The organism is Streptomyces sp. CO7 (assembly GCF_053474865.1).
Genome location: NZ_JBRIOU010000004.1, coordinates 410220 through 419878, shown reverse-complemented (window position 1 = coordinate 419878; position 9659 = coordinate 410220). Strand labels below are relative to the sequence as shown.

General features: G+C 74.3%; 10 protein-coding genes and 1 pseudogene. 5 read left to right on the top strand and 6 right to left on the bottom strand.

Annotated features, from left to right (window positions below; genetic code table 11):
- From ACOV8S_RS14695 to ACOV8S_RS14675, 5 genes and pseudogenes are all read left to right on the top strand, one after another.
- Positions 1-924: pseudogene (locus ACOV8S_RS14695) on the top strand (hypothetical protein); the annotation flags it as partial.
- Entirely contained in the window at positions 921-1424 is a 504-nt protein-coding gene (locus ACOV8S_RS14690; RefSeq protein ID WP_448318254.1) for a roadblock/LC7 domain-containing protein, read from the top strand. The pseudogene ACOV8S_RS14695 and the gene ACOV8S_RS14690, both read left to right, overlap by 4 nt.
- Positions 1421-1819 carry a DUF742 domain-containing protein gene (locus ACOV8S_RS14685; protein WP_448318252.1) on the top strand — a complete coding sequence of 133 codons (399 nt, stop codon included), beginning with the start codon at positions 1421-1423 and terminating at the stop codon, positions 1817-1819. The genes ACOV8S_RS14690 and ACOV8S_RS14685 overlap by 4 nt, the downstream gene beginning before the upstream one ends.
- A complete protein-coding gene (locus tag ACOV8S_RS14680; RefSeq protein ID WP_448318250.1) occupies positions 1800-2459 on the top strand; it encodes a GTP-binding protein in 660 nt (219 codons plus the stop codon). Before ACOV8S_RS14685 ends, ACOV8S_RS14680 begins: the two co-directional genes overlap by 20 nt.
- Before the next feature lie 122 nt (positions 2460-2581).
- Positions 2582-3814 carry a styrene monooxygenase/indole monooxygenase family protein gene (locus ACOV8S_RS14675; RefSeq protein ID WP_448318249.1) on the top strand — a complete coding sequence of 411 codons (1233 nt, stop codon included), beginning with the start codon at positions 2582-2584 and terminating at the stop codon, positions 3812-3814.
- Between the two features lie 77 nt (positions 3815-3891).
- Here the strand turns inward: ACOV8S_RS14675 and ACOV8S_RS14670 are convergent, their stop codons facing one another.
- The 6 genes from ACOV8S_RS14670 to ACOV8S_RS14645 all read right to left on the bottom strand — a co-directional run bounded on the left by ACOV8S_RS14670 (position 3892) and on the right by ACOV8S_RS14645 (position 9502).
- Positions 3892-4563, bottom strand: a complete 672-nt coding sequence (locus ACOV8S_RS14670; protein WP_448318248.1) for a hypothetical protein — start codon at positions 4561-4563, stop codon at positions 3892-3894.
- A gap of 102 nt (positions 4564-4665) precedes the next feature.
- On the bottom strand, positions 4666-4971 hold the full coding sequence (locus ACOV8S_RS14665; protein ID WP_448318247.1) for a hypothetical protein: 306 nt from the start codon (positions 4969-4971) through the stop codon (positions 4666-4668).
- Positions 4972-5070: 99 nt separating this feature from the next.
- On the bottom strand, positions 5071-6009 hold the full coding sequence (locus ACOV8S_RS14660) for an AurF N-oxygenase family protein (RefSeq protein WP_448318246.1): 939 nt from the start codon (positions 6007-6009) through the stop codon (positions 5071-5073).
- Between the two features lie 149 nt (positions 6010-6158).
- Positions 6159-7610, bottom strand: a complete 1452-nt coding sequence (locus ACOV8S_RS14655) for a penicillin-binding transpeptidase domain-containing protein (protein WP_448318245.1) — start codon at positions 7608-7610, stop codon at positions 6159-6161.
- Positions 7607-9055 carry an FtsW/RodA/SpoVE family cell cycle protein gene (locus tag ACOV8S_RS14650; protein WP_448318243.1) on the bottom strand — a complete coding sequence of 483 codons (1449 nt, stop codon included), beginning with the start codon at positions 9053-9055 and terminating at the stop codon, positions 7607-7609. Before ACOV8S_RS14650 ends, ACOV8S_RS14655 begins: the two co-directional genes overlap by 4 nt.
- 42 nt (positions 9056-9097) lie before the next feature.
- Positions 9098-9502 carry an SH3 domain-containing protein gene (locus tag ACOV8S_RS14645; protein WP_448318242.1) on the bottom strand — a complete coding sequence of 135 codons (405 nt, stop codon included), beginning with the start codon at positions 9500-9502 and terminating at the stop codon, positions 9098-9100.
- Positions 9503-9659: the final 157 nt, after the last annotated feature.

The window sequence follows — 9659 nt, the reverse complement described above, 5'->3', positions numbered from 1 at the left end:
GCCGAGAAGGCCGTCGAGGCGGCCGAGGCCGCCGCCGGGGCGGCCCGCGCCTCCGTGGCCGGGCCCACGGCCACCACCTCGGGCACGGCCACCCCGGCGGGCGCCGCCCTCCCGCCGGAGGTGCGCACCCCCGCCGCCACGGACGCCGGTGAGGACACCGCCGCCGGGGCGACCGGGACCGCCGCGGACGCAGAGGCGACCGGGACCGCCGCGGACGACCAGGTGACCGACGAGCCTGCGCCTGCCGGGAACCCGGCGGACGCCGCCGACGGTGCCGAGCAGCGGCCTGCCGCCGCGGACGACGACGAGGTGGCCGACGCGGCCCGGGCCGGTGGGGACCGGCACGAGGCCGTGGCCGAGGAGACGGTGACCTTCCGGCTGCCCGCCCAGATGTCCGGCGAGGACGCCGAACGCATCGCCGCGGGCCACGCCACCGAGCACGCCACCGACCGTGCCACCGACTCCGCCGCCGACCACCGCTCCGACCTCGCCACCGACCACGGCGCCGGTCAGGACGACGGTCCGGACGCCGGCGCGGACGGGCAGGGGACGACGGACCCGTACGCCATCGGCCCCGAGCGGCACGAGCGCGTCGCCGACGAGGCCGAGGCCGAGCCGGTGACCGACAAGGGCCTGCCCAAGCGCACGCCCAAGGTGGTGTCCGCTCCCGCACCGCGCCCGCGCACGGGCGCGGTGGACGCCGACGCGCTGCGGCGCAGGCTGGGCGGGTTCCACACGGGATCCCGGGCCGGCCGCCGCGACGTCGAGGCGGAGCTGGCGGGGTCGACGGGCGGACCGGGTGCGCAGGGGGCGCCCGGACCGCAGGGGGAGGGGCGAGGCGACGCCACCGGCGCGCCGGGCCCTCGTCAGGGGAACGCATCCGAGCAGGCCATGGGGGGAACCGTCGAGGAGGCAAGCAGTTGACCGCGCCCAGCACCGTCGGACTGAGCAGTGAGGCTCGCAACCTGCACTGGCTGTTGACCAACCTCGTCGAGGAGGTGCCCGGGCTCCTGTCGGTGGCGGTCGTCTCCTCCGACGGACTGCTCCTGCTCTCCTCCGACCTGGCCGACCACGCCCCGAAGGAGAAGAAGGACGCCCCCACCGGCCCGCGCGGCTCGGCCGCCGACCTGGCCACCGTGGTGTCCGGCATCGGCAGCCTGACCGTCGGCGCCTGCAAGCTGCTGGAGTTCGGCGGCGTCCGCCAGACCATGGTCGCCATGGAGGAGGGCAGCCTCTTCGTCATGGCGATCAGCGACGGCTCCCTGCTCGGCGCGCACGCCGCGCCGGACTGCGACATGAGCGTGATCGCGTACCACATGGCGCTCTTCGTGGGCCGTGCCGGACACGTGCTGACCCCCGAACTGCGCGACGAGCTCCGTGACTCGATGGAACGGAAGGCCGGCGACGTGAGGAGCGGACGATGAGCGCCTCGAAACTTCCGGTGCGCGGCGGGGACCGCAGACCCGCCCGGGTGCGGCCCTACTCGCTGACCGGCGGCCGGACCCGCTTCGGCCACGTGCTGCTGGTCGAGACCTTCGTGGCGGCGCTGGACGCGCCCCCGGAGCGCAAGGAGCTGCCGAACGGCTCGCTCGTGACCAGGGTGATGCCGGAGATGCGGGCCATCGTGGAGCTCTGCCGCCGCATGCGCACGGTGGCGGAGATCGCCGCGCTGCTCAAGATGCCGCTGGGCGTCGTCCGCGTACTGCTGAGCGACCTCGCGGACCAGGGAAAGATCCGCGTGTACGGGACCGGGCACCCCACCGGCCGTCCCGACCGCGCACTGCTCGAAAGGGTGCTCCATGGCCTTCGCCGTCTCTGACGCCGGGAACGCCGTCGTCCCCGAGGCCGTGCCGGCCGCCGTGGCCGACGCCGAGGAGGAGGTCCTCCGGCCGTGGCAGACCGACCGCAACCGGGCGCCGGTGGCCACCAAGATCCTGGTGGCCGGCGGCTTCGGCGTCGGCAAGACCACGCTGGTCGGCACGGTATCGGAGATCAAGCCTCTGGAGACCGAGGCCCTGATGACGGAGGCCAGTGCCGGCACCGACGACATCACCGCCACGCCCGGCAAGACCACGACCACCGTGGCGATGGACTTCGGCCGGATCACCCTCGACGACGACCTGGTCCTCTACCTGTTCGGCACGCCCGGCCAGCAGCGGTTCTGGTTCATGTGGGACGACCTGGCCCGGGGCGCGGTCGGCGCCGTCGTGCTGGCGGACACCCGCCGCCTCAAGGACTGCTGGCCGGCCCTCGACTACTTCGAGAGCTGCGGCCTGCCGTACGTGGTGGCCGTCAACCACTTCGAGGGCAGCGAGCGTTTCGAACCGGAGGACGTCCGGGAGGCGCTGTCCATACCCCCGGCCGTGCCGGTCATGGTCATCGACGCGCGCAGCCGGATCGCGGTGATCGAGACCCTGCTGGCCCTCGTCGGCCACGCCCTCGAGGCCCTTCCCGAATAAGGGCTTCCCGAATAGGCCCTCCTCGAACGGACCCTCCCGAAGGGGCCGTTCCGAGAAGGCCTGTCCGTCACACCCGAGCACCCGGGCGCGTCCTCCAGCGTCCCGAGTAGGAGACATCCCGCATGCGGAAGATACTCGTCGTCGGAGCCGGCCAGTCCGGTCTCCAGCTCGCCCTCGGCCTGCAGCAGCACGGGTACGAGGTCACCCTGATGTCCAACCGGACGGCGGACGAGATCCGCTCCGGCCGCGTCATGTCGACGCAGTGCATGTTCCACACCGCCCTCCAGCACGAGCGCGACCTCCAGCTGAACTTCTGGGAGTCCCAGGCGCCCCGGATCGAGGGCCTGGGCGTGTCGGTCGCCGGCCCCGAGTCGCAGCGGGTCGTCGACTGGGTCGGCAAGCTGGACGGCCACGCCCAGTCCGTCGACCAGCGGGTCAAGATGGCCGGCTGGATGGAGACCTTCGCCCAGCGCGGCGGCCAGCTCGTCATCCACGGCGCCGCCGTCTCCGACCTGGAGTACTTCTCCCGCACCTACGACCTGGTGCTGGTCTCGGCCGGCAAGGGCGAGCTCGTCTCCATGTTCCAGCGTGACGCCTCCCGCTCCCCGTTCACCGAGCCGCAGCGCGCGCTCGCCGTGTCGTACGTCCACGGCCTGGGCCCGCGCCCGGAGCACCCGGAGTTCGACGCGGTCCGCTGCAACCTGGTGCCGGGCGTCGGCGAGCTGTTCATCATGCCGACGTACACCCTCTCCGGACGCGCCGACATCCTCTTCTGGGAGGGCGTCCCCGGCGGTCCGCTGGACGTCTTCCAGGGCGTCAAGGACCCCTCCGAGCACCTCGCGCTCACCCTGGAGCTGATGGAGCGCTTCACGCCCTGGGAGTACGCGAGGGCCACCAACGTGGAGCTCACCGACGCGGGCGGCACCCTCTCCGGCCGTTACGCCCCGACGGTGCGCAACCCCATCGGCCGGCTGCCCGGCGGCGGTGCGGTGCTCGGCGTCGCCGACGTGGTGGTGGCCAACGACCCCATCACCGGCCAGGGCTCCAACTCCGCCTCCAAGTGCGCCGCGGCCTACCTGGCGTCCATCGTCGAGCACGGCGACAAGCCGTTCGACGAGGAGTGGATGCAGGCCACCTTCGACCGCTACTGGGACACCGCCCAGCACGTCACCAGGTGGACCAACGCCATGCTGACCCCGCCGCCGGAGCACGTCCTCAACCTGATCGGCGCCGCCGGGCAGCTCCAGCCGGTGGCCGACCGGATCGCCAACGGGTTCGACGACCCGGCGGACTTCGACAACTTCTGGTTCGACCCGGAGAAGACGGGCGCCTACCTCGCCTCCGTCAGCGGCTGAGGCACGCGCGCCGGCCGCACCACGACATGACCGCCGCCCGGCCCCGTGCCGGGCGGCGGCGCGTTCTCCCGGGAGCCTCAGCCGCGGCCGGCTCCCGCGCGCCGCTCGTAGGCGGCCAGCGCCTTCAGCTGGGCCGGCGTCAGCGCGGCGAGCAGCTTCTCGATGCGGCCCAGCCGGTCGCGGACCCGCTGGTCGGCCTTCTTCCGCTTCGCGGCCAGCACCAGCTGCCGGTCCAGCGCGGCACGCGCCCGCCGGGCCAGGTCCCGCACCCGGTGTTCGCCGCCGGTGAGCCGTCCCACCGAGCGCGCGTGCGCGTCGGCGGCACGGGCGACCAGCCGGCCCTCCTCCACCGCCGTCTGCGGGTCGCGGGCGAACAGCACCCGCAGGTAGGGCGAGAGGGCGCCCGCGGTGTTCCGGTACTGCGCCCGGGCGAACGCCCCGGCCGCCGCGCGGCTGTCGTCGAGGGAGAGCCGGGCGCGGGCCAGCTCGGCGTCCAGCCGGTCCACCCGCGCGCGCTGCCCGCGCAGCAGCACGCCGGCGTCCCGGTACTCCTCGGCGGCCTGCCCGGCCTGCCGGTGCAGGGTGCGCAGATCGGCGAGGAGCACGGCGACCGGCCGCTGCCGGGCCGCGGACGGCGGCGCCGGATCGTCCTCGGCGGCCGCCGGGGCCACGGGGGTCAGGGCGCCGGCCGCGACCGCGGCGGCGCACAGCAGGCGGGGAACGCGCCCGCGCGACGGGCGTGCTGACATGACGTCACCTCCGGCGCGGGGCGGGACTTCCGCTCCGCACCGGCAGGATGGGCGCACCCGTCGCGGTCCGCGCGCCGGAGGTCGGCGGGCGGCGCAACGAGGTCACCCGTCGGTGGAACCGTGCCCGTCCGCCGGCTTCGGGGGGCGGCGGGACCAGGGCCAGCGGGGGCGGCCCTCGTCGCCCCTCGCGTCGGGTACGAAGACGAACTTCCAGCCGACCGGCAGCCCCAGCCGGCGGCCGTGCCCGCGCGGCTCGCGCCGGTACACCAGGACCGTGGGCCGCCCGCCGTCCGGGTCGGGCACCGGGACCTTGTAGTACCGCGGCGGCTGCCCGGTCGCGCCCAGCAGGACGGGCAGCGTCCTGCCGTCCAGCGGGCCGCCCTCGAAGGGCGTCTCTTCACTCTTCACCCCACCAGTGTCGCGGGTGGGGCGAGGAGCACCGGACAGGACCGCCCCGGCGGCCCCGCGGCGCGGTGGGGCGGGCTCGGCGGCCCTGCGGCGGTGGGCTCAGGCGAGCAGGCCGGAGGTCTGCCAGAGCTTGCGGCCCACGCCGCGCAGCACGCCGATGTCGTCCAGGAAGTCGGTCAGCTTCTTCGCACCGGTCTGCATGACGTCCCGGCGGTGGCCGCTGTTCCTGACCTCCTCCATCGCCTGCCGCTTGTCGAGGCCGACGTTGGTGTACACCTCCGGGTTGATGAAGGCGACCGAGAAGACCCGGGCGAACTCGCCGGAGGTGACCCGGGTGAACTCACGCGACCAGCGCGGCGCGGTCACCATCTGGCGCCGCAGCTCCTCACGGGCGTACCGGACGTGGCGCGCCTCCTCCACGACGTGGATCCGGGTGACGCCGCGGGTGAGGGTCTGGACCCGCTCGTCCGGGAAGGTCAGCCGCTGCATCCAGTCGAGGATCTCCTCGCCCAGCAGGGTGGCCGTGAAGGACCCCGGCGTGGTGGAGACGGTCTTGAAGAGCCGGCCCAGGTTCTGGTGGAGAGGGCTGACCGGGTACTCCGGGCAGCCGGACCGCTGGATGAACCGGGCGAACATCTTCGAGTGCCGGCACTCGTCCTCGATCTCGGTGAGGGCGTACCGGACGTGGTTGCTGGTCGGGTTCTTGTCGTAGATGTGCCGGCAGAGCAGCTGCATCAGGATGATCTCGAACCAGATGCCGAGCGAGCACAGGGCGGCGGCCTCGTGCCTGGAGAGCTCGATGCGCTGCTCCTCGCTCATCCGCTTCCACAGCGGGGTGCCGTACAGCGACACCAGCTCCGGGGGCCAGAACCACTTGCCCTCCTCGAAGGGCGCGTCCCAGTCCAGCTCCTTGTCCGGGTCGAACGAGTGCTTCGCCGACGAGTCGAGCAGCCGCTTGGCCACCTGCTCGCGGTCCTTGAGCAGACCCAGTGCGTCGCGCAGTCCGGCGAGCGTGTCGGCGTCCGTCACGGTCGTCATGGCTCTCCACCTCGTCGTGCGAGTGTTACCGTCGGGTACACCCCTTATGAGACTGCGTGTCAGCAAGCGCGTCAATCCCCTGAGCGGCACCGGTCACCAAATGTCCACGTGACCGGGGAAGGCCCGACGCGACGACAGCGGCGTTCGCCTCAGGGCGCGGCGAGGGCGGCCCGCATCACCGCGCGGGCGATCGGCGCCGCGACGTCGCCCCCGGTGATGTCGCCCCGGTCCGCCGCGGCGTCCTCGACGACCACCGCCACCGCGACCCGCGGCTCCAGTTCCCGCTCCGCCCGCGCCCAGGACACGAACCACGCGTACGGCGTCCCGGCGTTCCCGACCCCGTGCTGCGCGGTCCCCGTCTTGCCGCCGACCACCGCGCCGGGGATCGCCGCCTGGCCTCCCGTGCCGTCGGTGACGACCCCCGTCATCAGCTCCCGCAGCAGCCGCGCCGTCGCCGGTCGCACCACCTGCCGCAGCCCTCGCGGGCCGGCCCGGCCGATCGTGGTGCCCCGGTCGGTGGTGGTCCGCTCCACCAGGTAGGGGGTGCGTGTCATCCCGCCCCCGGCCACCACCGCCGCGACCCGTGCCATCTGCAGCGGCGTGGCCCGGGTGTTGTACTGCCCGATCGACGACAGCGCCAGCTGCGCCGGGTCGACCCGCGGGTCGAAGGTGGAGCGGGCCACCCCGAAGGGGATCCGCAGCCCGTCGTCGTTGAAGCCGAAGGCTTGTGCCGTACGCGCCATCCGCTCCGCGCCCACCCGGACGCCGAGCCGCGCGAAGACCGTGTTGCAGGACCACTCGAAGGCCTGCCGCAGGGTGGCGCCGCCGCACTCGCCCCGCACGTCGGCCAGTTCGGTGTCCGTGCCCGGCAGCCGGTACGGGCCGGGCTCGCCCACTCGCTGGTCCAGGTCGCGCACCACCCGGGCCTCCAGCGCGGCGGCCGCGGTGACCACCTTGAAGGTGGAGCCCGGGGGGTAGGTCTGCCGCACCGCCCGGTTGAGCATGGGCTGACCGGGGTCCGCCAGCAGCCGGCGCCAGGCCCGCGCCGACGACGGCCCGTTGCCGGCCAGCTCGGCGGGGTCGTAGGAGGGGGTGGAGACCATCGCCAGGATCCGCCCGGTGGCCGGCTCCAGCGCCACCACCGCGCCCTTGCGGCGGCCCAGCCCGTCGAACGCGGCACGCTGCGCCTCCGGTTGCACGGTGGTGAGCACGTCGCCTCCGCTGCCGGCCGGGCCGCCCAGCAGCGGGAGCGCGGAGAGCAGCGGGTGGCGGCCGGTGAGGACGTCGTCCTCGGCGTGCTCCAGCAGGGTGGTGCCGTACGCCTGCGAGGCGAAACCGGTGAGGGGGGCGTACAACGGGCCGTCGGCGTAGGTGCGTTCGTGCCGCAGCCGCCCGCCGGTGTCGACCGAGCCGGTCACCGGGCGGTCGCCGACCAGGATGTCGCCGCGCGGGTGGTGGTAACGGTCGATGTCGGCCCGCCGGTTGGCCGGGTTGTGCTCGTAGGTCCCGCCCTCGAACAGCTGCACCCGCGCCGCGTTCACCAGCAGGGCGGCGAGCAGCAGCAGGCAGAACAGCCCGGCGTGCCGCACGGTCCGGGTCACGACGCCCGCTCCTCGGGGCGGGCGGGCGAGGCGCCGGACGCGTCCGCGGCGTCCCCCGCGTTGCCCGCGTCCTCGGCGTCCTCCGCGTCCTCCGCCTCTTCGGCGTCCTCCGCGTCGTCCGTGTCACCCGCCTCGTGCCGGGCGGCTGCGTCGCCGAGCCGGATCAGCAGGGCGACGATCACCCAGTTGGTGACCACCGAGGACCCGCCCTGCGCGAGGAACGGCATCGCCATCCCGGTCAACGGGATGAGCCCGGTCACCCCGCCCGCGATCACGAACACCTGCACGGCGATCAGCGAGGCGAGCCCCACCGCCAGCAGCCGCCCGAACCGGTCCGGCGTCGACAGGGCGGCCCGATAGCCGCGTTCCACCAGCAGCGCGTACAGCACGATGACGGCGCTCAGCCCGGCCAGGCCGAGCTCCTCGCCCGCCGTGGCCAGGATGAAGTCCGACTTGGCGGCGAAGCCGATCAGCACCGACTGCCCCTGGCCCAGCCCTTCACCGAACAGCCCGCCCGCAGCGAAGGCGAAGAGCGACTGGGCGAGCTGCCCGGCGCCCAGCCCCGCCTCGACGGAGGCGAACGGGTCCAGCCAGTCGGCCACCCGCCCGCGCACGTGCGGCTCCATCCGTGCCACGGCCGTCGCGGCGGCCGACAGCAGCACCAGCCCCAACGCGATCCAGCCGAGGCGGCCGGTGGCGACGTAGAGCAGGATCACGAACAGGGCGAAGAAGAGCAACGAGGTCCCCAGGTCCCGCTCCAGGACCAGGATGCCGACGCTCAGCAGCCAGATCGCCACCACCGGCCCCCACGCCCGTCGCCCGCTCCCGGCGAGCGCCTCGCGGCGCGCGGCCAGGTGCCCGGCGAAGAACACCACCAGCAGCACCTTGGCGAACTCGGCCGGCTGCAGCGAGAAGCCGGCCATCCGGATCCAGATCCGGGCGCCGTTGACCGCGGGGAAGAACACCGGGAGCACCAGCAGCACCGTCGCGGCGATCCCGCAGGCCCGGGCGGCGGGCCGCAGCGTGCGGTGATCGCGCAGCAGCCACACCACGGCGATGAACAGCCCGACCCCCAGCGTCGACCACACCAGCTGCGCGGGCGCGGCCCGCTCGCCGGGGGTCTCCAGGTCGAGACGGTGGATCAGCACCAGGCCCAGGCCGTTCAGCAGCACGGCGATGGGCAGCGGCAACGGGTCCGCGTGGGGCGCCCGCAGCCGCACCACCACGTGCGCGGCCAGGGCCAGCGCCCCGAGCCCGGCGCCGTGACGGACGGCGTCGGGCGGGACGTGACCGGTGCGGGCCAGGCCGACGGCGCAGTAGCCGCACACGGAGAGGAACACGGCGAGGACGATCAGGGCGAGCTCCGCGCCCCGGCGGCTGACGGGCGCCGCCGTGGCGGACGTGGGCCCGGCCGCCTTCCAGTCCCGCGTGGCCTGGGTGGTCATGGGTCGGAACGTAGCAAGCGTGGGCCGTGATGTCCCGTTATGTCAGTGCGTCGGGCCGCACCAGCGCGGGGCGGGTCCGATGTTGTCGATGTACCGGGCGGGACCCCAGGCCCAGGTGCCGTCGGCGAGCAGGTACCACAGCGGGTTGCCGTCGACGGTCTCGCCGGGCGTCTTGCAGAAGATGTCGACCACCGCGCCGTGGGGGGCGAAGCCGATCACCTCGCTGCCACGGGTGGGCGAGGTGTGCAGCTGGAGCCCGCCGCGGGCGGTGACGACGCCCTGGTAGAACCGCTCGTCCGGCGGGGTGGGGTGGCTCTGCCCGGCGACGGCGGGCGCGGCCCCGGCGCAGAGCAGGGCGATGGCGGCGGCGCCCATGGCGACGCGGGACAGGGAACGGCGCAGGGCCATGCTGACCTCCGGTGTGTCGGACCCGTTACGTGCTGCCACGCTAGGCACGCCGGGGTCGCCCCGGCGCGCCGTGCAGCGCCGTCCGGGTGCCGCGGCCGCCGCGGCCCTCGGGGGCGGTGCGGGGGCCTTGGGTGTGTGGGCGGCGCAGGTAAGTCCTGGATGTGCTGCTCCAGCAGCACATCCAGGACTTACCTGG

Bases quoted from the DNA above. Each gene is read 5' to 3' on its own strand.
- ACOV8S_RS14685 (WP_448318252.1), top strand. From the start codon at position 1,421: ATGAGCGCCTCGAAACTTCCGGTGCGCGGCGGGGACCGCAGACCCGCC.
- ACOV8S_RS14680 (WP_448318250.1), top strand. From the start codon at position 1,800: ATGGCCTTCGCCGTCTCTGACGCCGGGAACGCCGTCGTCCCCGAGGCC.
- ACOV8S_RS14675 (WP_448318249.1), top strand. From the start codon at position 2,582: ATGCGGAAGATACTCGTCGTCGGAGCCGGCCAGTCCGGTCTCCAGCTC.
- ACOV8S_RS14670 (WP_448318248.1), bottom strand. From the start codon at position 4,563: ATGTCAGCACGCCCGTCGCGCGGGCGCGTTCCCCGCCTGCTGTGCGCC.
- ACOV8S_RS14660 (WP_448318246.1), bottom strand. From the start codon at position 6,009: ATGACGACCGTGACGGACGCCGACACGCTCGCCGGACTGCGCGACGCA.
- ACOV8S_RS14650 (WP_448318243.1), bottom strand. From the start codon at position 9,055: ATGACCACCCAGGCCACGCGGGACTGGAAGGCGGCCGGGCCCACGTCC.